The sequence below is a fragment of the Nonomuraea sp. NPDC052265 genome (genome assembly GCF_044547985.1).
In the GTDB taxonomy this organism is placed as follows: Bacteria; Actinomycetota; Actinomycetes; order Streptosporangiales; family Streptosporangiaceae; genus Nonomuraea.
Window position 1 is genome coordinate 193,389 of the sequence record NZ_JBIUBJ010000007.1, and the last position, 22,615, is coordinate 216,003.

Below are 22,615 nucleotides of genomic sequence, written 5' to 3' on the forward strand. Positions count from 1 at the left end.
CTCTCCGTTGCTGTGCTGGGGAACCCCACATACGCATTGCCCGCCAGGAGGTTCGCGTGAGCGTGAACAGCGCGACCGTGTCGCTCGACGACAAGTACGCCGCGCCCGACGGCCGGGTGCTGATCTCCGGCATCCAGGCCCTCGTCCGGTTGACCCTCGAACAGCGGCGCCTGGACCGCGAACGCGGCCTGGACACCAGGGCCTTCGTCTCCGGCTACCAGGGCTCCCCGCTGGGCGGCGTCGACCTGGAGATGGGCCGCGCGGCCCGCTTCCTGGACGAGGCCGGCGTCGTCTTCCGCCCCGGACTCAACGAGGAGCTGGCCGCGACGGCCGTGGCCGGCACGCAGCTCCTCGGCCAGGTCCCCGGCCGCAGCCACGACGGCGTCACCGCCTTCTGGTACGGCAAGAACCCCGGCCTCGACCGCGCCGCCGACGCCATCAGGCACGGCAACATGGCCGGCACCGCCGCGCTCGGCGGCGCGGTGGCCTGGATCGGCGACGACCCCGGCTGCAAGTCCTCCACGGTGCCCAGCTCGTGCGAGCCGATGTGCCAGAGCCTGTCGATGCCGCTGCTCGCGCCCGGCTCGGTCGGCGAGATCATCGAGTTCGGCCTGCACGCGGTCGCCCTGTCTCGCGCCACCGGCCTGTGGACGGGCCTGAAGATCGTCGCCGACATCGCCGACGCCTCGGCCACCGTCGACCTGGGCGCGTTGCGCGACGGCATCCCCTTCCCCGACCACGCCGACCGCGGAAAGTCGCCGATCCTGGTCGGCCCGTCCGCCCTGGACGCCGAGTACGACCTGCTCACCCGCAGGCTGGAACTGGCCCGCGACTACGCCCGCGTGAACGGGCTCAACCGCGTCATGCGCGACGCGCCCCGCGCCACGCTGGGCATCCTGGCCTCCGGCACCACGTACGCCGTGGTCCTGCGCGCCCTGGCCGACCTCGGCCTGGACGAGAGCGCCACCGAGGACCTCGGGCTGCGCCTGATCCGGCTCGGGATGCCGTTCCCGCTGGCCGCGGCCGACCTGGCCGCCATGACCTCCGACCTCGACCGGGTGCTGGTGGTCGAGGACAAGGTGCCGTTCCTCGAAGGGCACCTCAAGCAGGCCCTGTACGGCGGCGAGCGCGCGCCGGTCGTGTCGGGCAGGGACCTGCTGACCGCCCGCGGCACCCTGGGCGCCGAGGACGTCGCCAAGGCGCTCGTCACCTGCCTCGGCCCCGACCGGCTCCCGCGCGGGACCGTGCGCCTGGCTCCGCCCCCGTCCGTCGCGCGCCGCCTGCTGCCGGTGGTCGCCGCGCGCACGCCGTACTTCTGCTCCGGCTGCCCGCACAACTCCTCCACCCGCACCTCCGACGACACGCTGGTCGGCGTCGGCATCGGCTGCCACGCCATGATCGCCCTGGACGGGCACGGCCGCGGCACCCAGATCGGCATCACCCAGATGGGCGGCGAGGGCGCCCAGTGGATCGGGCTCGCGCCGTTCACCCGGGACCGGCACTTCGTGCAGAACCTCGGCGACGGCACCTTCCACCACTCCGGTTCCCTGGCGGTGCGGGCCGCGGTGGCGGCCGGGGTGACGATGACGTACAAGCTGCTCTACAACGACGCCGTCGCCATGACCGGCGGCCAGCGCGCCGAAGGGCGGCTCGACGTGCCCGCGCTCACGCGGTCGCTGGCCGAGGAGGGCGTGCGCAGGATCGTGATCACCACGCCCGAGCCGGAGACGTACCGCGGGGTCAGGCTCACGCCGATCGCCTCCGTGCGGCACCGCGACGACCTCGCCGACGTCGAGCGGGAGCTGGCCGCGCTCGACGGTGTGACCGTCCTGCTGCACGACGACAAGTGCGCGGCCGAGGAACGGCGGCTGCGCAAGCGCGGCAAGCTGCCCACCCCGACGGCGAAGGTCGTGGTCAACGAGCGCGTCTGCGAGGGCTGCGGCGACTGCGGCGACGTCTCGACGTGCCTGTCCGTCCAGCCCGTCGAGACCGAGTACGGCCGCAAGACCCGCATCCACCAGCCGTCGTGCAACTCCGACCTGAGCTGCCTCAAGGGCGACTGCCCGTCGTTCCTGCTGGTCGAGCCGGGTACCAGAGCGCCGCGCGAGCTGCCGCCGCTGCCCGTGCGGCTGCCCGAGCCGGTCGTCAGGCTCGACGGCGACGCCGAGACGCTGATCCGGATGCCCGGCATCGGCGGCACCGGGGTCGTCACGGTCTCGCAGATCCTCCAGATGGCCGCCCACCTGCAAGGACTGCACGCCGCCGGCATCGAGCAGACCGGGCTCGCGCAGAAGGGCGGGCCGGTCGTCAGCGACGTGCGCATCGCCAAGCGGCCGGTGGACGGCTCGGTGCGCGCCTCGCGCGGCACGGCCGACGTGCTGCTCGGGTTCGACCTGCTCGGGGCCGCCGCCGACGCCAACCTCGCCGTCGCCGCGCCCGGCCGTACGATCGCCGTGGTGAACACCTCGGTCGTGCCCACCGCCGCCATGGTCACCGGACGGGTCGCCGTGCCGGGCTCCCCGGCCGACGCCGTGGTCAGGCTGGAGTCGGCCACGGAGTCGGCCACGGGGGGTGGGGACAACCTGTACCTCGACGCCCACGAGCTGGCCGAGGCGCTGTTCGGCGATCACATGCCGGCCAACATGCTGCTGGTCGGGGCGGCGTACCAGCACGGCTGCCTGCCTGTCTCGGCCGCCTCGGTCGAGGCGGCGATCAGGCTCAACAAGGCCGCCGTCGAGCAGAACCTCGCGGCCTTCCGCTGGGGCCGGGCCGCCGTCGCCGACCGGGAGGCGGTACGCCGGGCCGTGCTCGCCGAACCCGCCGAGCGGCCCGCGCCCGGCCTGGAGGAGACGCTGGCCCTGCGGGTGGCGGACCTGACCGGCTACCAGAACGAGACCTACGCCCGTACGTACGAGACAGCCGTCAGGCGCGTGGTCGCCGAGGCGGCCGGGCGCGCGGGGGAGGAGGCCGGCGCGCGCGTCGGGCTCGCCTACGCCCGCTCCCTGCACAAGCTCATGGCCTACAAGGACGAGTACGAGGTCGCCCGGCTGCACCTCGATCCCGCCGAGCAGGCCAGACGCGAGCGCGAGTACGGCGCCGACGCGACCGTGTCCGTACTGCTGCACCCGCCGCTGCTGCGCGCGATGGGCATGAAGCGCAAGATCCGGCTGCGCCGCAGCGCGCCCGTGCTGTTCCGCGGCCTGCGTGCCGCACGCGTGTTGCGCGGGACCGCCCTCGACGTGTTCGGCCAGGCCGAGGTCCGGCGGGTCGAAAGGGAACTGATCATCGAATATCGTGATCTCATGCGCGCCGCCCTCGCCCGGCTGACCCCCGGCACGATCGACGCCGTCGCCGAGATCGCCGGCCTTCCCGAGTCGATCCGCGGGTACGAGGACATCAAGCTCGCCCGCGTCGCCGAGTTCCGTGAGCGGGCGGCGACCGCCCTGGCCCGCCTCGCCGAAGCCGCACCCAAGGAGTCGTCGTGACCGTTGACCGCCTGCTCCCCGACCAGGACGCCAAGGACCTGATCGAGCTGACCCGCGACATCGCCGACAAGGAGCTCGCGCGCCGGGTCGACGAGCACGAGCGCGCGGAGACGTACCCGGAGGGGCTGTTCGCCACGCTCGGCGCGGCCGGGCTGCTCGGCCTGCCCTACCCCGAGGAGTTCGGCGGGGGCGGCCAGCCGTACGAGGTGTACCTCCAGGTGATCGAGGAACTGGCGGCACGCTGGGCGGCGGTCGCGGTGGCGACGAGCGTGCACACGCTGGCCTGCTTCCCCGTGGCCGCGTACGGCACCGCCGAGCAGCGCGAACGCTGGCTGCCCGACATGCTGGCCGGGCGGATCGTCGGCGGCTACAGCCTGTCGGAGCCGCAGGCGGGCTCGGACGCCGGCGCCCTCACCTGCCGGGCCGAGCGCACCGAGAGCGGCGACTACCGCATCACCGGCAACAAGGCGTGGATCACCCATGGCGGCATCGCCGACTTCTACGCCCTGTTCGCCCGTACCGGCGAGCGCATCTCCTGCTTCGTCGCGCCCGGCGCGGCCGAGGGGCTGACGTTCGGCCGTCCCGAGGAGAAGATGGGCCTGCACGCCGTGCCCACCACCAGCGCCCACTGGGACGGCGCCGTCATCGACGGCGACCGCCTGATCGGCGAGGAGGGCCAGGGCCTGCAGATCGCCTTCAGCGCCCTCGACTCCGGCCGCCTCGGCATCGCCGCCTGCGCCGTCGGCCTCGCCCAGGCCGCCCTCGACGAGGCCGTCGCCTACGCCAAGGAGCGGCAGACGTTCGGCAAGCGCATCATCGACCACCAGGGCCTCGGCTTCCTGCTCGCCGACATGGCGGCGGGGGTGGACAGCGCCCGGGCCACGTACCTGGACGCGGCCCGCCGCCGGGACGCCGGCCTCGACTACAGCAGGCAGGCCAGCGTGGCCAAACTGGTCGCCACGGACACCGCCATGAAGGTCACGACGGACGCGGTCCAGGTGTTCGGCGGCTACGGGTACACCAGGGAGTTCCGGGTGGAGCGGTACATGCGCGAGGCCAAGATCATGCAGATCTTCGAGGGCACGAACCAGATCCAGCGATTGGTGATCAGCCGCCACCTGGCCAGGTAGCCCCCTGTGGAGACCCCGCTCCCCGGTGCTGGGAGGCGGGGTTCTTCGATCACCACACCGACGACGGATCGCTCTGGGTGGGCGAGGCCGGAGGCTGGACCGGCATCATGCCGGCTCGTTCCGACGACGCGTTTCTTCCAACGGCAAGCACGGTGGCCATTCAGCCTTTTTCGGTCTGGGAAGTGGGATTCCTCGTTGGGTGCTGAGACGTGCGCATTGCGATTGAATTCGGGATGTCAAGATCACTAGGTGCTCAAAGGCAACTCCGGTCTCGGCCGATCTCTCCGTTAACACCGGCCCCTTGCCGGGTGACGGTGATCGCGTAAAGATCCCCACGCAAGGAGCTCGCCATGATCCGCGCACTCGAAAAGCTGGGAGACCGACTCCTCGACAAGCTCCTCCCCTCGGCCGAGGCCTCGGCCGCGTGCTGGACCGACTGGTGCTGCCAGGGCAAGTTCTGCCGGACGTGCTGCTACCACGACTCCACGGGCACGGTCAGCTGCGGCAGCTTCGACTACTGCTGACGAGACCGTCCGATCCCCAGTGACAGCCATGCGGTACGTCGCGCTCGCCTGCCGGGTGGCCCTGGGCGTCGTCCTCCTGGTCGCGGTGCTCGGCAAGGCGTGCGGCGGGTCCGCATTCGCCGGGTTCCGCGGGTCCGTGCGCGGCCTGTTCCCCCTGGGGACGCGGGCCGCCACGGCGTCGAGCGGCGCCGTCGTCCTGGCCGAAGGGTGCGTGGTCGTACCGCTGGCGACCCCCGGGACGGTGCGGGCCGGCATCATGCCGGCCCGCACCGTCCTCGTAGGGTTCTGCGCCGGCATCGTCACGGCGATGCGCTCGGGCTCCGCGACGCCGTGCAGCGTTCTCGCCGTCATCGTGATCTTCTTCGACGACCTCGCCGACCTGTTCTCCGCACAGCCGCGTCACCTCTGAGGAGTCCGTATGCCGTATCTCGTCGCCGCCGTCGTCATCGTCGGGCTGTTGGGCCTGGTGAACCTGGTGCTGACCCTGGCGGTGATCCGCCGCCTGCGCGCGCACACGCTGAGGCTGGCGGAGCTGGGGCCCACGCGTCCCCCGACGGTGCAGCCGGGCATGACGATCGGCGAGTTCAGCGCGACCGCCGTCGACGGCGGGACCGTGTCGCGCGCGTTCTTCTCGGGGGTCTCCGTGGTGGCGGTGTTCTCCACCGAGTGCGCGTCCTGCCACGAGCTGCTGCCGGAGTTCACGTCCTACCTCGCCGACACGCGTCCAGAACGCGTGCTGGCCGTGATCACGGGCGACCCCGACGAGGCCCGGCGGTTCACCGGCGAGCTGACCTCGGCCACCGTCGTCGTGGAGCCTATGGGCGGTCCGGTGAGCAGGGCGTTGCAGGTCTCGCAGTTCCCCAGCTTCTTCCTGGTCGACGGTGACGGGGTGGTCGTGGCGGCCGGCGCCACCCCGGGCGTGCTGCCGGCGGTCACCCGCCGATGACCGCTCCCGCCGGGCACGGCGGCGCCGCCTGGCGGCTGCGCGCGGCCGTGGCGCTCGCCTGGCGGGCGCACCCGGCCGCCGTCCTGGGCTCCGGGGGCGCGGTGCTGCTCATGGGCCTGGTCCCGGTGGCCGCCGCGTGGCTGACCAAGCTCGTCCTCGACGGACTGTCCGCCGGGGCGGGCCCCGCCGGACTGCTCCCGTGGGGCGTGGCTCTCGGCGTGACCGGCCTGGTCGGCGCGGCCCTGCCCACGGTCGCCGAGTACGCCCAGGAGCAGCTGCGCCGCGCGCTCCAGGTGCTGATCCAGGATCGGCTGTTCCAGGCCGTCAACGCCCATCCGGGGCTGAGCCGGTTCGAGAACCCGGCCTTCCACGACCGCGTACGGCTGGCGCAGGAGGCCGGCCAGAACGCGCCGCAGCGGATCGTCCGCTCGACCCTGGGGATCGCCCAGGGGGCCGTCACCCTCGCCGGGTTCACCGCGGCGCTGGCCGTGCTCGCTCCGGGGATGATCGTCGTCGTGGTGCTCTCCGCGATCCCCTCGGTGCGCGCCCAGCTCGACCTGTCCCGGCGTCGCGCCGGGATGATGTGGGGGGTCAGCTCCAGGACGCGGCGGCAGATCTTCTTCGCCGGCCTGCTCACCAGCCCCGACGCGGCCAAGGAGATCCGGCTGTTCGGCCTCGGTGACCTGCTGCGCGGCCGGATGCTGGGCGAGCTGCGCGCGGTCAACGCCGCCGAGCAGGGACTGGCGCGCAGGACGCTGCGTACCCAGGGGGCGTTGTCGCTGATGGGGGCGGCCGTCGCCGCGTTCGGCCTGCTCTGGGCGATCGTCGCCGCCGCGTCCGGTGCGCTGAGCGTCGGCGACGTCGCCGTGTTCGTCGCGGCCGTCGCCGGGGTGCAGTCCGCGTTGACGTCCGTCGTCGGTCAGTGGGCCGACGCGCACAACGCGCTGCTGATGTTCGGGCACTACCTCGACGTCGTGGCCGACCCGCCCGACCTGCCGGTACCGCGGCGGCCGCGCCCCGTCCCGGAGTTGCGCGAGGGCATCGAGGTGCGCGGCGTCTGGTTCCGGTACGACGACGCCCATCCGTGGGTGCTGCGCGGGGTCGATCTCTTCGTCCCCCGCGGCGGCTCCCTCGCCCTGGTCGGGTTGAACGGCGCGGGCAAGAGCACCCTGGTCAAGCTGATCTGCAGGCTCTACGACCCGGTACGCGGATCCATCCTCTGGGACGGCGTCGACCTGCGCGAGACCGACCCCGCCGAGCTGCGCCGCCGCATCGGCGCGGTGTTCCAGGACTACATGTCCTACGACCTGACCGCGGCCGAGAACATCGGGCTCGGCGACGTCGAGGCGCTCGACGACCGGGAGCGGGTCGAGGCCGCCGCCCGGCTGGCCGGCGTCCACGAGACGGTCGCCGGGCTGCCTCGGGGCTACGACACGCTGCTCAGCCGGATCTTCTTCGGCGACCGGGACGACCCCGAGGCCGGGGTGGTGCTGTCCGGCGGGCAGTGGCAGCGTCTCGCGCTGGCCCGCGCCCTGATGCGACAGGGACGGGACCTGCTCGTCCTGGACGAGCCGAGCTCCGGCCTGGACGCGCAGGCCGAGCACGCCATCCACCGGAGCCTGCGCCGCCACCGCGAGGGACACACCAGCCTGCTGATCTCCCACCGGCTGGGCACGGTACGTGAGGCGGACGTGATCGTCGTGCTCGCCGAGGGGCGGATCGCCGAGAACGGCTCGCACGCGGAGCTGATGGCCCTCGGAGGGCAGTACGCGACCCTCTTCACCCTCCAGGCCCAGGGCTACGAGTCGACAACCCCTCAGAGCCCGCCGGACCCCCCGGAGTCCTTTCCCGCTTCCCGGGACGGGAGCAGCGCCCGCACGACGACCCCGAGCACCCGGTCGAAGGGCACGTAACCCCACCGCCGCGAGTCCTCGCTGACCGGCCCGTCCCCCAGGACGACCAGCCGGCCCGCCGGGACCGCGTCGCCCGGCGACGCCCCCACCCGGGCCGCGACCTCGGCGGGAACCGGGTCACCCGGCACCGCCACCGCCCGCTTGATGAACCACATGGCCGCCCCCGGCCGCGGCAGCGGCCCGGTACGCCACTCGCCCCCGGGCGGCACCGTCTGCAGCACCACGACCTGACCCCGCCCGACCCTCGCCCCGGTGGTCCTGCGGACGAGCACCCGGTCACCCGTGCGGTAGGTCGGCAGCATGCTGGCCCCGCTGATCCGGACGACGACGAAGCGCCGCCGGGCGACGGCCAGCCCGGCGGCCAGGGCCGCGATCGGGGCCAGCAGGATCATGACGCGCCGCACGACGCCCTCCCGAGTCGATCATCATCGATGGACTGCCGAGACTAGCGCCGGACCCCCCTCGCCCGACACCCCCGCACCATCCGGACAGAACGCCCCGGCTACCCGTCGGGCCGGGCGGGCAGGCCCGAGACGAGGAGCGGGGGGTGCGTGGTTCCCTGCGGTCGAGCCACGGCCGCCGCCTGGGGGCGGGTGCTAAGGCACGTTGTGGCCTGGGTGGTCGAGGCCGGATGCGAGCTGGTCGATGGCCCTGTCGATCTGCCGTGCCAGCAGCGCCGTGTCCGGCGGCCCCGCGGAGGCCGCGGTCTGCCGGAGCCACTGATCCAGGACGACGCGCAGCGCCGTCAGGGCGGCGGACGCGCACAGGAGCGGATAGCCGCTGTCGCCGGGCCGTCCGGGGGCTGGACGGCCGATGCGCTCGGCGATCGCCTCGGCCAGAGCCTGCTCCTGCGCCGCCAGCACGGCCAGTTGCCGGGGCACCAGCGTGGGCGCCGACCGTACGAGCTGCAGAGCCCGGACGTGATCGCGGCCGGCGGCGTCGCTCTCGTTCATGACGGCCATCACGGCCTCGCGGAACGCCCGCAGGACCGGCTCGGTCCGCGGCCGGGCCCTGAACCGGGCGATGAGCTCCTGGGCGGCGGCGGCCAGCGAGGCCACGACCGCCTCCTCCTTGCTGGAGAAGTAGTTGAAGAAGGTGCGCAGCGCGATGTCGGCCTCACCGGCGATCTGCTCGACGGTCACGTTCTCGACGCCGTGGCGCAGGGAGAGCCGGAGCGCGGCCTCGCGGAGGGCGGCGCGGGTGGCCTGCTTCTTGCGTTCGCGGCGGCCGACGGGCGGCGACGCGGGCTCCCCGCCGCCCGATGCGAGCTGAACCACCCCGGCCTCCTCTGCCACGGTCCTCATTATGGGCTCCGGCGAGGCCCGCCCCGGCCCGCCCCGGCCCGGTCAGGACCAGGTGACCGGCAGGGAGTGCACGCCGAAGACGAGCATCTCGTCGCGCACCGGCACCCGCTCGGCCGGCACCGCCAGCCGCAGCCCCGGCAGGCGCGTGATCAGCTCCTTGAGCCCGCCGCGCATCTCGACCCGGGCGAGCTGCTGGCCCAGGCACTGGTGCACGCCGTGCCCGAAGGCCAGGTGCGGGACGCGGGCGCGGTTGACGTCGAACCGGTCGGCGTCGGGCCAGTGGCGGGGGTCGCGGTTGACCTCGGGCGTGGCGATCACGACCGTCGAACCGGCCGGGAGGTCGGCGCCGCCCAGCGTGACGGGCCCGGTCGTGACCCGGGTGACGCCGAGCTGGATGATGCTCAGGAAGCGCAGCAGCTCCTCGACCGCGTTGTCGACGAGGGAAGGGTCCTCCCGCAGGGCGGCGAGCTGGCCGGGGTGCTCCAGCAGCGCGAACGCGCCCAGGCCCAGCATGTTGGCGGTGGTCTCGTGGCCCGCGCCGAGCAGGACGAGGGCGACGTCCACGAGCTGGGCGTCGGTCAGCGGCGGGTCGGCCTCGTGGACGAGCCCCGACAGCAGGTCGTCGGCCGGCTCGGCGCGCTTGGCGGCCACCAGCCGCCGCATGAACGCGTACAGCTCGGCGCCCGCGACGGCCCGCTCCTCGGCGGTGGAGTTGGCGTTCAGCCCGACGGAGGTGCGTTGCTGGAACTCGGCGCGGTCGGCGTAGTCGACGCCGAGCAGCTCGCAGATGACCAGCGAGGGCAGCGGCAGCGCGAACGCCGGTACGAGGTCGGCCTCGGTGCCGGCCGCGCGCATCGCCTCGATGTGCTCGACCGCGATCTCGGTGACCCGCGACTCCAGCTCCCGCATGCGCCGTACGGTGAACTGGCCGGTCAGCAGCCGGCGGATGCGGGTGTGCTCGGGCGGGTCCATGAACACGAAGAAGCCGTCCTCGCGGGTCTCGACCGCCGGGCCCGGACGGAGGGTGCCGGCCGCCTGCTCGGCCACCTCATGCGGCTGGAGCGACGTGGCCTCGCGGTGGCGGACCCGGTCGGCGCTGAAGCGGGCGTCCGACAGGACGGTGCGGGCCTCGTCGAAGCCGGTGACCAGCCACGCCTGGGCGCCGTTGAGCAGCCGCACCGGCTGGACCGGGGCCTGGCCGCGTCGCTCCCGCAGGCCCGGCGGCGGGTCGAACGGGCAGCGTCCGCGCTCGACCAGGTCGGCGGGCAGAATCCGGCGCATCGCCGTGGGACCGGCGCCGGGGGAGTCGTCGGTCAGGCTGCTGTCGCTCATCGGCACGTCCTGTTCTCTCGGGGGCGGCCGTTCCACCGTACAAAGATGCACGACGCGCATCAATGCGCATCGTGCACGTCTATCGGGGGCCGGGATCAAGGTGTGGGCGCGGGCACACGGGGCAAAGGCACGGATCCAACAGCACGCATCCAACAGCACGCATCCAACAGCACGGATCCGGCAGGACAGATCCGGCAGGACGGATCCGGCAGAGTCCACGGCACGGGAGGAAAATGATGACCCGACAGCCCGCACGAGCACTGGTCGCGGGGACGGCGTGAGCGGCGAGGGTTCGCAGGAGGCCACCTACGCGGCGCTGGCCGCCAACCTGGGGATCGCCGTCACCAAGTTCGTGGCGTTCTTCTTCACCGGCTCGTCCTCGATGCTCGCCGAGGGCATCCACTCCTTCGCCGACTCCGGCAACCAGGGGTTGCTGCTGCTCGGCCAGTCCCGTGCCAAGCGCGGGCCCACCCCGGCCCACCCCTTCGGCTACGGGCGCGAGCGGTACTTCTACGCCTTCCTGGTGTCGGTGGTGCTGTTCTTCGGCGGCGGCCTGTTCGCCCTGTACGAGGGCTACGAGAAGATCAGCCACCCCAGGCCCCTGGCCGGCTGGCCGTGGGCGATCGGGGTGCTGGTGGGCGCGATCGTCATGGAAGGGCTGTCCCTGCGTACGGCGGTGCGCAACGCCGACCAGGCCCGCCGCGGCCGGTCGTGGACGCGTTACATCCGCGAGGCCAAGGCCCCCGAGCTGCCCGTGGTCCTGCTGGAGGACACCGCCGCCCTGACCGGGCTGGCCTTCGCCCTCATCGGGGTCACGCTCGCGCTGGTCACCGGCGACCCGGTCTACGACGGCATCGGCTCGATCGCCATCGGCGTGCTGCTGATCGTCGTGGCCATCACACTGGCCACCGAGACGAAGAGCATGATCATCGGCGAGTCGGCGTCCCCGGAGGTCCAGCGGGCCATCGAGGAGGCCCTGCGCGAGCACGACGCCGTCGCCTCCTTCACCCGCCTGCGCACCCTGCACCTGGGCCCGGAGGAGCTGCTGGTGGCCGCCCGCGTCACCATCGCCGAGCGGGAGGACGCGGTGGCCGAGGCGCTGGCCGAGACCGAGCGGCGCATCCGCGAACGCGTGCCGATGTCCACGGTCGTCTACCTCCAGCCCGAGTCCTGACCCGCCGCCGCCCACCGCCGGACCCACGCGCGGCCGTAGTCGTTGCCGTGCGGCGTGCGAAGCACGGTGTGGACGTGGAACGGCTTGGGCGTGTCGTAGTCGAGGAAGACGCCGCAGTGGTGGTCGAGCTCGGCGACGATCACCGGTGACTGCAGCCGGTAGTAGAAGACGTCGCCGGGCTCGTGGCCGCCGATCCAGCAGAACCAGGTCTCGTCCAGGTGCGCGGCGATCTCCCGCAGCCGGGCGGCGCGCGGGCCGGGCGGGAGCAGGCCGACGAACGACCCGGCGACGGCCAGCGCGTGCTCCCGCGCCGCCGCGGGCATGGCGGCGACCCGCAGCCCCTCGAACGGGATCACGCGGTTGTCCTGGAACGCCCCGGCCAGGTGACGTTCGTCCCCGGGATGCACCCGTCCCTCGGGCATCGCCGGATCGACCATCCGCTCGTACACGACGGCCTGCCGGCGTTGCTCCTCGGGCAGGGCGGTCATCAGCCGGAGGCCGAGGGCGACCCGGCCGGCGAACAGGTCGCGCAGACCGGCGTGCGGACCGGCGTCGATCTCGTCGGGCTCGGCGCCGAGGAACACCGGCGACAGCGCCATGCGGCCCTCGACGACCAGGCAGTTCAGGGCGCAGTGGTGGCCGTAGAGCTGCCAGCCCCAGGGCGCCCGCGGGCCGGGCGTGCCGTAGAGGGCGAGGTTGTAGCTGAACTCGTTGAGGACGGTCTCCAGGCCGACGACCTCGCCCAGGAATCCGTTGACCCGCATCACCGCGCGGACGAGCCGGTGGCCCTCGGGCGAGAGCGAGGCGCGCACCAGGGCCAGCGCCTTCTCCCTGACGTCCGGCGGTTGCAGGTCCAGCCGCAGGCCGGTGTCGAACTGCATGAACTCCGGATTGGCCCAGGTCTGCCACTCCACGGCGTCGACCTCGTACGAGAGGCGTTCGCGGCCCTCGTCGTCCAGGCAGGCCAGCAGGTCGCGGGCGGCCGACACCATCGCGGCGACCGGCGCCTCCTCGCCGGGCTCGGGCGGCGTCAGCGGATGCAGGCCGTCCCGGAGCGTGCCGTCCTCGGTGACGCCGCGGAAGTCGTTCCCGTACAGCGGGGTCCAGCCCTCGATCAGGCCGCCGGTGAACGTCCCCGGCCTCCTGGCCAGCTCGCGGTAGGCGTAGGGGTCGAGGCCGCGTACGCCGGCCAGCCGCGGGTGGTCGTGCGGGAACAGGTACTGGCGGTACTCGCCGGGCATGAGGGCCCCTTCGGTCTGTCTCAGGTGGTGGTGTTGTGCCGGGCGACGGCGGCCCGTACCGCGCTCTCGTCGCCCGCGGCGATCGCCTCGACCAGGTCGGCGTGGACCTGGTAGCGCTGCTCGCGGTAGGCGGCGCCGGCCGCGTCGTCGGGGCGCGGGGACGCGGCGCCCAGGTGGCCGAGGGTGCCGGTGTAGACGGCGCGGGCCATGGCGTTCGGGCTGATCGCGGCGATGCGCTCGTGCAGGGCCCAGTTGGCGCGCACGAACGTGTCCCAGCCGGGCGCGGCGCGCAGCCGTCGCAGCAGGCGGCGCAGGTCGGCGACGTCCCGGCGGGTGCGGTGGCGGGCGGCGCCGACGTCGATCAGCTCCTCCAGGTGGTCGCGCAGCTCGATGGCGTCGGCGACCGTGCCCGGCTCCTCCGTGACGCTCAGCAGGGTGTGCCGCAGCCGCACCACCGGACCCGGGTCGGCGACGAACAGCCCGCCCCCGCGCCCCGGCCGGATCTCCAGCACGCCCCGGTCGCGCAGCAGCCGGACGGCCTCGCTGACCGTGGCGTAGCCGAGGCCCGTCTCGGCGCGCAGCGACTCCAGCGTGCCGACCGGCTCCCCGGGCGTCAGCCCGCGCGACCTGATCCGGTCGTCGAGCGCGGCGGCCAGCCGCTCGGCCCGGGTGAGCGCGACCTGCACGGGGGTGGACGCCGGTTGTCCGGACGAGGAGAGGTAGGGCATAGTCCGGATCCAACCACAAAACCTGCGAACCTTTGGAAGGTTTTCGCGGCCTTGAGGAGATGAGCGATGAGGATCGTCGGGATCCGCAGGAACGCCGCGGAGAGGGCCGCGCCGCGACCCGGCGCCTCGGGCGTCGGGGTGGCCGGACCGTCGGCCGACGGCGTCGAGGTGGCCGCGTTGTCGGACGACGGCGCCGAGGTCACCGTGCTGGCCCCGCTGGAGCGGTTCTGGGCCGACGCGGCCGGCTTCCTGTCCCGAGAGCCGGCCGGCGAGCGGGTCCCGGCCGCGTCGGTCACCTTCGTGCCGCCGGTGCTGCCGGAGGCCCGGGTGATCTGCGTCGGGCTGAACTACCTCAGGCACGTCGCCGAGGGCTCGTACGCCGGGGAGGGCGTGCCGCCGTACCCCACGCTGTTCGCCCGCTGGACGCGGTCGCTGACCGTGGGCGGCGTCCCGGTGCCGGTGCCCTCCGGCGAGGATGGCCTGGACTGGGAGGGCGAGGTGGTCGCCTACGTCGGCTCGCCGCTGGTGGACGCGGACCCGCAGGAGGCGCTGGCCGCGGTCGCCGGTTACTCGGTCTTCAACGACCTCACCGCGCGCCGGGCGCAGAAGCTCACCAGCCAGTGGATCCTCGGCAAGAACGCCGACCGCTCCGGCCCGCTCGGCCCGCTGGTGCCCGCGTCCGAGGTCGGCGACCTGCGTGACGGGCTGCGGGTGCGGACCCGGGTGAACGGCGAGGTCGTCCAGGACGGGCGTACCGACGAGATGGTCTACGGCGTCGGCGACACCCTGGCGCTGATCTCGCGCACGTTCACGCTGCGGCCCGGCGACCTGCTGGCCACCGGCACGCCCGCCGGGGTCGGTTACGCGCGCACCCCGCCGTGGCTGCTGCGGCCCGGCGACGTCGTCGAGGTCGAGGCCGAACGCCTCGGCCGCGTGCGCAACCCGATCGTCGGCAACGACGCGCGGGCGCTGCCCGTACCGGAGGGGTGAACCCGGCCGCGATGGCCGACACTGGGGTGGTGGAGACACGACCTGTCCGGGGCCGGGCGGCGCGGCCGGGGCACCGGCTGCGTTTCGGCCCGGCCGCCGAGGGCATCGAGCGGCTGGCCGCCTCGCTCGTCGGCGAGGCGTTCGCGCCCCACCGCCACGACACGTACGCGATCGGCGTCACGCTCGCCGGCGTGCAGACCTTCCGCTACCGCGGCGAGCTGCGGCGATGCCTGCCGGGGGAGTGGCACGTGCTGCATCCCGACGAGGTGCACGACGGCGCCGCGGGCACCGACGCGGGCTTCGGCTACCGCATCTTCTACGTCGACCCCTACCTGGTCCAGGAGGCGCTGGGCGGCCGGCCGCTGCCGTTCGTCGCCGACCCCGTCGTGCGGCCGGAGGGGATGTCGCCGGCGCTGCTCGCCTGGCTGCGGCACCTCGACGAGCCCCTGGAGGACCTGGCCCGGCTGGAGGTCGCGCTGCTGGTCGCGGCGGCGCTGGAGCGCCACGCCGACGCCCCCGCCCGGCGGCGGCGCGGCCCCCTCGCGTTCGAGGCCCTGGCACGGGTGCGCGAGCTCATCGCCGCCGACCCCGCGACCCGGCACCCGGTGGCCGCCTTCGAACGCGTCTCGGGGCTCGACCGCTGGACCATCGCCCGCCAGTTCCGCGCCGCCTTCGGCACCAGCCCGACCCGGTTCAGGACGATGCGCCAACTGGACCTGGCCCGGCGGGCGATGCTCGACGGCCTGCCGCTGCCCGAGGCCGCGCTGCGGGCGGGCTTCGCCGACCAGAGCCACCTGACCCGCATGTTCAAGCGCGCCTACGGGCTCACGCCCGGCGCGTGGACCGCCGCGCTCGCCTGAGGCCCGCCGGTCCTGGCCTCGATCGCGCGCACCACGGCCGCCATGTCGAGCGTGCCGTGCCCGAGCGCCAGGGTCTCGGCGAACAGCGCGTGGCAGACGTCGAGCAGCGGCGAGGCCACACCCGACGCCCGCGCCGCCTCGGCGATGAGCCGGTTGTTCTTCAGCACGTCGGCGACGGCGGCCTGGGCGGTGAAGTCGCCGTCCAGCAGCTTGCGGGCCTTCGCCCGGGACACGTCGCTGGCCATCGGGCCCGAGGCCAGCACCCGGGCGAACGTCTCCAGGTCCAGGCCGTGCCGGGCGGCGAAGTGCGTGGCCTCGGCCAGCCCGCTGACCATGGTGATCAGGAAGAGGTTCACCGCCAGCTTCATCAGCAGCCCCCCGGGGACCGGGCCGCACGGGATCACCTCGGCGCACATCGGGGCGAGCAGGGGGCCCACCTCCTCGACCGCCGCGGGCTCGCCGGCCGGCATCGCCACCAGCCGCCCGGCCTCGGCCGGGCCGCGCGAGCCCGACACGGGCGCCTCGACGTAGTCGCCGCCCGCCGCCCGCACCGCCGCGCCCAGGTCCGCCGAGTACGCCGGGGACGTCGTGCCCATGTGCACCACGACCCGCCCCGCGACCATGGACGCGAACCGCGGCGTGCCGCGCCCGAGCACTGCGTCCACGGCGGCCTCGTCGGCCAGCATGAGCAGCACGACCCGGGCCGCCTCGAACACCTCGGCCGGGCTCGTCGCGACCCGCGCGCCGGCCGCCCGCAGCGGCTCGCACCCGGCCGCCGTACGGTTCCAGACCACGACCGGCGTGCCCGCCCGCACCAGGTTCAGCGCCATGGGCCGGCCCATGATCCCCAGCCCGATGAATCCCGCCTCGCCCATGCGTCCGACCTCCCGCTGCACGCCTCCCGCCGCCGACCGTTGTAGCCGGGAGGACGGGCCCCGGTCTTGAACGGTTGTGCGGCCCCGCCGCCGTCAGGGCGGGGTGACGTCGAGGTCCTCGCTGGAGACGCCGAGCACGCCGTCGATGTCCAGCAGCTCGGCGACCAGATCCCTGACCGGCCCCGAGCCCTGGACGACGAGCCAGATCGAGACCGACCGCCGGTCCTTGCCCTCCTGGTCGCGTTCCATGGTGAGCTCGGCGATGACGAAGCCCCTGTCGCTGCACAGGGAGAGGACCCGCCGGAGCGCGCCGTGGCGGTCGAGATAGGTCAGGTGCAGGCGCGACTGGGCGTACTTCGAGCGCGGCAGCCGGGCGGAGAGCGGGGTGAAGGCGAACAGGACCAGGAAGTGACCGGCGGTGACGGCGATCGCCAGCAGCCACAGTCCGGCCCCGGCGGCCATGCCGACCGCGCAGGTCAGCCAGACCACCGCGGCGGTGGTCAGCCCGCGCACCGCGTCCCGCCGGACGAAGATCAGGCCGCCGCCGATGAACCCGATGCCCGACACGATCTGCGCGGCCACCCGGGACGGGTCGAGGGTGACGTGCTCGCCCAGGACGTCGGCGAAGCCGTACTTGGACACCAGCATGATCAGGGCCGCGGCGAAGCCGACCAGAGTGTGGGTGCGCAGGCCGGCGCTCTTCTGGCGGATCTCGCGTTCGAGCCCGATGGCGGCCGACAGCAGCAGGGCCAGGCCCAGTTCTCCCAGCTGGGTCCATCCTTGCCCGGCCAGCGCCGTGGCAGCGAGAACCGTCCCCATTCGCCCAGATGTCCCCGGCCTACGCGGGTTTCACACCTGGCGACCCCGCCAAAAGTTAGTTGCCTGACTCAGTTTCTGTGCTACGGTTCTTCTCAGTCAGGCAACTAACTTACGACTGAGGAGAACACCCATGTTCGTTGTCACGGGCGCCACCGGGAACGTCGGCCGCACGCTGGTCCACCTGCTCGCCGAGCAGGGCCACGAGGTGACCGCCGTGTCGCGCCGCATCACCCCGTCCGACGTGCCGTCCGGCGTGCGCACGGTCGCCGCCGACCTGTCCCGGCCCTCCGCCGACCTGCCGACCACGGCGGACGCGGTCTTCCTGCTCATCGGCGGCGACCTCATGATGTCCGGGGACCCGGCCCGGGTGGTGGCCCCGTTCGCCGAGGCCGGCAGGATCGTCCTGCTCTCCTCCCAGGGCGTGGCCACGCGCCCGGACTCCGCCTCGCACGGCAAGTCCTTCGCCGCCTTCGAGCAGGCCGTCATGGACTCCGGCGCCGCGTGGACGATCCTGCGCTCGGGCGGCCTGGCCTCCAACGCCTACGCCTGGGCCCCGTCCGTCCGGTCCGGTCGTGCGGTGGCCGCGCCCTTCGGCGACGTCGGCCTGCCGATCGTCGACCCGGAGGACATCTCGGCCGTGGCAGCCGCCGTCCTCACCGAGCCGGGCCACGCCGCCGCGACGTACGAACTGACCGGTCCCGCCCTCACCACCCCGCGCGAGCGGGCCGCCGCCATCGCCGAGGCCATCGGCGAGCCCGTCACCTTCACCGAGCAGTCCCGCGAGGAGGCCCACGCCCAGATGCTCACGTTCATGCCCGCCCCCGTCGCCGACACCACCCTCGACATCCTCGGCACCCCGACCGTCCGCGAGCGGACCGTCAGTACCGACGTCGAGAAGATCCTCGGCCGGGCCCCCGGCACGTTCGCGGGCTGGGCCCGGCGCAACGCCGCCGCCTTTCAGTGACGGCCGCGCGCGCGGCGCGGGCCGCCGACTGGTGGGCCGAGGTCTTCGGGCCGCGCTCGCGTGGGTGGCCGTGGGACTCCCGGGACGCCGGAGAGCCGGTGACGGCGGTCGTCACCGGCTCCGTGGGGCCGGGCCCGTCAGGTGATCGGGCAGGTGTCGCGGTACTCCTCGATCGCGGTGCCGCTCGGGGCGGGGCACAGGAACTGGTCGTAGCGGGTGTCGTCGTCCACGAACCGCTTGAGCCAGGCCACCATCGACTTGGCCATCGTGGTGTTCGTGACCTGCGGGAAGAAGTGCGAGGCGCCGTTCAGCTCCAGGTACGCCTTCTCCACCGACGACGGGATGGACTGGTAGAACGGCTCGGAGTGGGTCGCCACCGGCGCGATCGTGTCGGCCTCGCCGCCGATGATCATCGTCGGCACGCGCAGGCCCGACCAGCTCTTGGTGAGGTTCCACGGCGCGAGCGGCACCGCCGCCTGGAGCGACGGGCGCGCGTCGGCGGCCTCCAGCGTGCCGCCGCCGCCCATGGAGTGACCGGCCACCGCGAGCCTGGACGCATCGATCCTGCCGCGCACGGCCGACGGGCTGGCCGAGGTCAGGTAGTCCAGGGCGGCCAGGAGCTGGCGGCCGCGGCCGGCGGGCTGGTCGTAGATCGTGTTGGTCTCGATGCCGATCACGACGAACCCGTGCGAGGCGATCCGCGGGCCCAGCCAGGCGAGGCTGGACCAGGTCGCCGTGTAGCCGGGCGAGATGGCGATCGCCCCGAAGGTGCCCTGGCTGGTGTCGGTCGGGTAGTAGACCGTCCCGCCGCCGAAGCCGGTGACGCTCAGCCGCGAGACGCTGAGCTCCGCGGTCGCGAACGGGCCGCGGGCGGCCTCCAGGACGGCGGCGGTCGGGTCGGGGCCGCGCTCGTACGGGCCGGCCGCGTGGGCGGGGGGAGCCGCCGCGACGCCGCCGGCGAGCAGCGTGACGGCCAGGGCGAGCTTGGTGAACGTTCGCGCGCCGAAGTGGGGGGTGGAGAGCTGCACGTCGTCGTACTCCCTGCTCATCGGGGGGTGACTGCTGTCTGTCGCCATTGTTGGGACGCGCGGTCAGCCGTGCATCGGTGAAATCACCGGTCTCGTGCCGGGCGCCGGGCGGCTCAGGCGCTCACACCGGGGTCGCCGCCCCTCACGGGAGCACGCGGCGGACGGCCCGGCGAAGCCGGCGGGGGCCATGACGAGCAGGGCACGCGGCCACCGTACGTTCACCGTGGTCCTTCCGGCGGCGTCGCTCAGGACATGAACCTGACCAGCTCCACCCGTGAGCGGATGCCGAGCTTGCTGAAGATGTTCCTGAGATGGTGCTCGACCGTACGCCTGCTGAGGAAGAGGTGCTCGGCGACCTCCTTGTTGGTGGCGCCCTCGGCCACCATGCGGGCGATCTGCGCCTGCTGGGCGGTGAGCTGCGACACCGTCGCGTCCGCGGCCGGGCGGACCGGCTCGCCGGAGGCCCGCAGCTCGGCCCTGGCCTGCTCGGTCCACAAACGGGCGCCGTGCCGTTCGAACGTCTCCAGCGCCGTGTGCAGATGGTTCCTGGCCGCGCCCGGACGCCGGTCGCGCCGCAGCGCGCTGCCCAGCAGCAGGTGCGTACGGGCCGCCTCGAACGCGCAGACGCCCTGGCTGTGCAGGCGCAGCGCGTCCCGGAACAGCTCCTCGGCCTCCCCCGGACGTACGGACAGCAGCGCGCGGCACCGCGAGACCAGCGCCCGCAGGTCGGGGCTGCGGGTGCTGCCGACCCAGCGTTCGAGCACCCGCAGGGCGGACGCGGCCCGCTCCCGGTCGCCGGTGCGGGCCGCCGCCTCGATGTAGTGCGGGGTGGACATGACCCTGATGACGACGTGGTCGTTGCGCCGCTCGGCCCGCAGCCTGCCCGCGGCGTCGGCCACGCGGCCCGCGGCCAGGTCGAGGCAGGCCAGCGCCCAGTTCCCGACCGCGCCGGCCAGGCCCAGCTCGTGGGCGTCGGCCAGCTCGATGGCGGCGTCCGCGCGGATCTTGCACGTCTCCTGGTCGCCCTCCACGGCGGCGCTGATCGCCAGCCAGGCCAGGTGCTGGGCGGCGGTGTTGAGCTGGCCGGTCTCCTGGGCCAGCCGCAGGCCCTTCGCGGCGGGCGCGGCGACGGAGGCGTACCGGCCCATCCAGACGTCGGGGTAGATCGTGAACTCCAGGAGCTGCGGCACCGCCGACGCGGCCCCGCGCAGCCGGGCCTCCTCCACGGCCCGCGCCGACAGCCGGTGGGCCACGGCCTCCTCGCCCAGCAGCATGCCCGCCACGCAGGCCCAGGCCAGCACGGCCGGGTCGCGTACCGACTCGGCCAGCTCCATCACCCGCCGCAACGGCCCGGCCGCCTCCTGGTGCAGGCCGCTGAAGGTGTGGGCCATGCCCGCCAGGTACTCGAACATGAGCTGCGCCGGCGCCGGCTCGTCGGGCCGCCGCAGCGCGGCGGCCTGCCGGGCGATCGCGATGAACGCCCGGTTGTCGCCCGCCCGGTAACTCGCGTCCGCCGCACGGACCAGCGCCCGCACGCCGAGCACGCGGTGGCTCTCCAGCAGCCGGCGGGCCGCCGCCAGCAGTTCCTCGCGGGCGCTGCCGGTCTCGCCGCCCAACAGCTCCAGGCTGCCGTGCAGGAGCTGGACGTGGCCGCGCAGCTCCTCGGGCGCGGCCAGCGACCTGAGCCGGGCCAGCAGCGACCGGGCGGCCTGCGGACGTCCGGAAACCCACGCCTGCCTGGCGGCGGCGGCCAGCCGCTCAGCCTTGACCTGGGGATGTGCGGTGAGCTCAGCGGCCCGCTCCAACGCCAGATACGGCTCCGGAAACCCGCCACCGGATTCCACTCCGGGGTACGGCTCGGCATGCTTGGCGGCGTGTTCCATCACGGGGTACGGCTCGGGATGCATGGCGGCGTGTTCCAGCGGGAGGTCCGGCTCGGGACGTCCGGTGGTGTGTTCCGTCGTCAGGTGCGGCTCGGGGGGTCTGGCGATTCCGCGCACGGCCAGCGCCGCCCGAGCCAACTCGTCGCCCACCTCCTCGCCGTCGGCGTCCACCCCCCAACCCCGATGCCACGCCCACCGCAACCTCCCCCACCCACCGGCCCCCGAGCCGCCCGCCCCCGGGGTATGCGTCGCCACTGAGCCGTCCGCCCCCGCATCGGAGCCGCCTGCCCCTGGGACGGTTGCGAGACGGCCGTACGTATGGGAGCCGTCCACGCTGGGGCCGTGGGGCGCGTCCGTGGGCGGGGTGAGAAGGCCGGCGAGGAGGCGGTGGGCGCGGCGGCGCTCGGCCAGCGACGCCGCGTGGTACGTCACCGCCCGCATCGCTGCCTCCCGGAACGCGAACGCGTCCCCGCCGGCCCGCAGGATCCCCGCCCGCTCGGCCGGTTCGAGCGCGGACAGCGCGCACGCCGGACTGGCCGCCCTGGCCAGGGTCGCCACGTCCAGGGCGGGATCGGCGGCGATCAGCAGCAGCAACCACCGCGTCCGCGCGGGCAGCCGGGCGAGCACGCCCGTGTGCCCCCGCCACAACCGCCCACCAGGAGGCAGTGCGGCGGGCGGCGCCGCGAGCCCGGCCCGCTGGTCGGGGGTGAGCGCGCCGATCAGCTCGCTCAGCGCCAGGGGGTTTCCGCAGGCGATCTGGTCGAGCGCGGCCAGCAGATCCTCGGCCAGCCCACCGGGCGCCAGATCCCCGGCCAACTCCCGCACCGCCGCCCCCTCAAGCCCCCGGACCCCCCACTCGGGCACCCCCACAAGCCCTCGCGACTCCCGCGCGGTGGGGCGTCGGGCGGTGAAGAGCATGGCGATCGGTTCGGAGGCCAGGCGGCGGGCCGTGAACGAGAGCAGGTCCAGGCTCGCCGCGTCCAGCCGGTCGGCGTCGTCCACGCAGGCCAGCACGGGACGCTCGGCCGCGACCGCCGCCAGCAGTCCGAGTACGGCGGCAGGCAGGGCGAGCCCCGCCCCGCACGTCCCGGACTCCAGAGCCTCGGTCAGGGCGCGGGCCTGGGCGGCCGGCAGCGCGGCGACGGCCGAGGACACCGGCCTGAGCAGGCCGTGCAGCCCCGCGTACGGCAGCCGCGACTCCGACTCCACCCCCGCCACCCGCAGCACCCGGAACCCCTGAGCCCGCGCGGCGGCCAGGTCGAGCAGCGCCGTCCTGCCCATGCCCGCCGCCCCGGTCAGCAGCAGCGCCCCTCCGGAGCCGGTCCGGGCGTCGTCGAGCAGCCGCAGCAGGACGTTCTCCTCCGCGTCGCGGCCGCGTAACACGGGAACGCGCGTGACTGGGGACACGCCGTCCAGTGT

Annotated in this window: 19 protein-coding genes; 10 read left to right on the forward strand and 9 right to left on the reverse strand. The window is 74.1% G+C overall.

Annotated elements, in window-relative coordinates; genetic code table 11:
* The first annotated feature begins 35 nt into the window (after positions 1 to 35).
* From ACIHAD_RS22785 to ACIHAD_RS22810, 6 genes are all read left to right on the forward strand, one after another.
* A complete protein-coding gene (locus ACIHAD_RS22785; protein ID WP_397356771.1) occupies positions 36 to 3,485 on the forward strand; it encodes an indolepyruvate ferredoxin oxidoreductase family protein in 3,450 nt (1,149 codons plus the stop codon).
* Complete coding sequence (locus ACIHAD_RS22790) at positions 3,482 to 4,615, forward strand: acyl-CoA dehydrogenase family protein (protein WP_397356572.1); 1,134 nt, start codon at positions 3,482 to 3,484, stop codon at positions 4,613 to 4,615. The genes ACIHAD_RS22785 and ACIHAD_RS22790 overlap by 4 nt, the downstream gene beginning before the upstream one ends.
* Before the next feature lie 350 nt (positions 4,616 to 4,965).
* Positions 4,966 to 5,139: a hypothetical protein gene (locus ACIHAD_RS22795; RefSeq protein ID WP_397356573.1), complete on the forward strand. Its 174-nt coding sequence runs from the start codon at positions 4,966 to 4,968 to the stop codon at positions 5,137 to 5,139.
* 28 nt (positions 5,140 to 5,167) lie between these two features.
* Positions 5,168 to 5,548 (forward strand): MauE/DoxX family redox-associated membrane protein, encoded by a 381-nt coding sequence (locus ACIHAD_RS22800; protein ID WP_397356772.1) that lies wholly within the window; start codon positions 5,168 to 5,170, stop codon positions 5,546 to 5,548.
* Between the two features lie 9 nt (positions 5,549 to 5,557).
* Positions 5,558 to 6,085 carry a TlpA family protein disulfide reductase gene (locus tag ACIHAD_RS22805; RefSeq protein ID WP_397356574.1) on the forward strand — a complete coding sequence of 176 codons (528 nt, stop codon included), beginning with the start codon at positions 5,558 to 5,560 and terminating at the stop codon, positions 6,083 to 6,085.
* Entirely contained in the window at positions 6,082 to 7,998 is a 1,917-nt protein-coding gene (locus ACIHAD_RS22810; protein ID WP_397356575.1) for an ABC transporter ATP-binding protein, read from the forward strand. The genes ACIHAD_RS22805 and ACIHAD_RS22810 overlap by 4 nt, the downstream gene beginning before the upstream one ends.
* Here the strand turns inward: ACIHAD_RS22810 and ACIHAD_RS22815 are convergent.
* The 3 genes from ACIHAD_RS22815 to ACIHAD_RS22825 form a co-directional block, all read right to left on the reverse strand.
* Complete coding sequence (locus ACIHAD_RS22815; RefSeq protein WP_397356576.1) at positions 7,902 to 8,402, reverse strand: S26 family signal peptidase; 501 nt, start codon at positions 8,400 to 8,402, stop codon at positions 7,902 to 7,904. The genes ACIHAD_RS22810 and ACIHAD_RS22815 overlap by 97 nt on opposite strands.
* Positions 8,403 to 8,594: 192 nt before the next feature.
* A complete protein-coding gene (locus ACIHAD_RS22820) occupies positions 8,595 to 9,293 on the reverse strand; it encodes a TetR/AcrR family transcriptional regulator (RefSeq protein ID WP_397356577.1) in 699 nt (232 codons plus the stop codon).
* A 51-nt stretch (positions 9,294 to 9,344) separates the two neighbouring features.
* Positions 9,345 to 10,634, reverse strand: a complete 1,290-nt coding sequence (locus ACIHAD_RS22825; protein WP_397356578.1) for a cytochrome P450 — start codon at positions 10,632 to 10,634, stop codon at positions 9,345 to 9,347.
* 277 nt (positions 10,635 to 10,911) lie between these two features.
* Here ACIHAD_RS22825 and ACIHAD_RS22830 point away from each other — a divergent pair, with 277 nt between their 5' ends.
* Complete coding sequence (locus ACIHAD_RS22830) at positions 10,912 to 11,808, forward strand: cation diffusion facilitator family transporter (protein ID WP_397356579.1); 897 nt, start codon at positions 10,912 to 10,914, stop codon at positions 11,806 to 11,808.
* Here ACIHAD_RS22830 and ACIHAD_RS22835 read toward each other — a convergent pair.
* Positions 11,787 to 13,049, reverse strand: coding sequence for a DUF3500 domain-containing protein (locus ACIHAD_RS22835; RefSeq protein WP_397356580.1), 1,263 nt, complete (start codon positions 13,047 to 13,049; stop codon positions 11,787 to 11,789). The genes ACIHAD_RS22830 and ACIHAD_RS22835 overlap by 22 nt on opposite strands.
* Positions 13,050 to 13,069: 20 nt before the next feature.
* Positions 13,070 to 13,777, reverse strand: coding sequence for a FadR/GntR family transcriptional regulator (locus ACIHAD_RS22840; protein ID WP_397356581.1), 708 nt, complete (start codon positions 13,775 to 13,777; stop codon positions 13,070 to 13,072).
* A 66-nt stretch (positions 13,778 to 13,843) separates the two neighbouring features.
* Here ACIHAD_RS22840 and ACIHAD_RS22845 point away from each other — a divergent pair, with 66 nt between their 5' ends.
* Both ACIHAD_RS22845 and ACIHAD_RS22850 read left to right on the forward strand, forming a co-directional pair.
* Positions 13,844 to 14,767, forward strand: coding sequence for a fumarylacetoacetate hydrolase family protein (locus ACIHAD_RS22845; protein WP_397356582.1), 924 nt, complete (start codon positions 13,844 to 13,846; stop codon positions 14,765 to 14,767).
* 29 nt (positions 14,768 to 14,796) lie between these two features.
* Positions 14,797 to 15,627, forward strand: a complete 831-nt coding sequence (locus tag ACIHAD_RS22850; protein ID WP_397356583.1) for an AraC family transcriptional regulator — start codon at positions 14,797 to 14,799, stop codon at positions 15,625 to 15,627.
* Here the strand turns inward: ACIHAD_RS22850 and ACIHAD_RS22855 are convergent.
* Complete coding sequence (locus tag ACIHAD_RS22855) at positions 15,585 to 16,523, reverse strand: NAD(P)-dependent oxidoreductase (RefSeq protein ID WP_397356584.1); 939 nt, start codon at positions 16,521 to 16,523, stop codon at positions 15,585 to 15,587. The genes ACIHAD_RS22850 and ACIHAD_RS22855 overlap by 43 nt on opposite strands.
* 72 nt (positions 16,524 to 16,595) lie before the next feature.
* Positions 16,596 to 17,321, reverse strand: coding sequence for an MgtC/SapB family protein (locus ACIHAD_RS22860; protein WP_397356585.1), 726 nt, complete (start codon positions 17,319 to 17,321; stop codon positions 16,596 to 16,598).
* Positions 17,322 to 17,451: 130 nt separating this feature from the next.
* On the opposite strand from ACIHAD_RS22860, the gene ACIHAD_RS22865 reads away from it, so the two are divergent.
* Entirely contained in the window at positions 17,452 to 18,285 is an 834-nt protein-coding gene (locus ACIHAD_RS22865; RefSeq protein ID WP_397356587.1) for an SDR family oxidoreductase, read from the forward strand.
* Positions 18,286 to 18,422: 137 nt separating this feature from the next.
* On the opposite strand, the gene ACIHAD_RS22870 is transcribed toward ACIHAD_RS22865, so the two are convergent.
* Both ACIHAD_RS22870 and ACIHAD_RS22875 read right to left on the reverse strand, forming a co-directional pair.
* Positions 18,423 to 19,334, reverse strand: a complete 912-nt coding sequence (locus tag ACIHAD_RS22870; protein WP_397356588.1) for an alpha/beta hydrolase family protein — start codon at positions 19,332 to 19,334, stop codon at positions 18,423 to 18,425.
* Between the two features lie 224 nt (positions 19,335 to 19,558).
* A complete protein-coding gene (locus ACIHAD_RS22875) occupies positions 19,559 to 22,603 on the reverse strand; it encodes a LuxR C-terminal-related transcriptional regulator (RefSeq protein ID WP_397356589.1) in 3,045 nt (1,014 codons plus the stop codon).
* Positions 22,604 to 22,615: the final 12 nt, after the last annotated feature.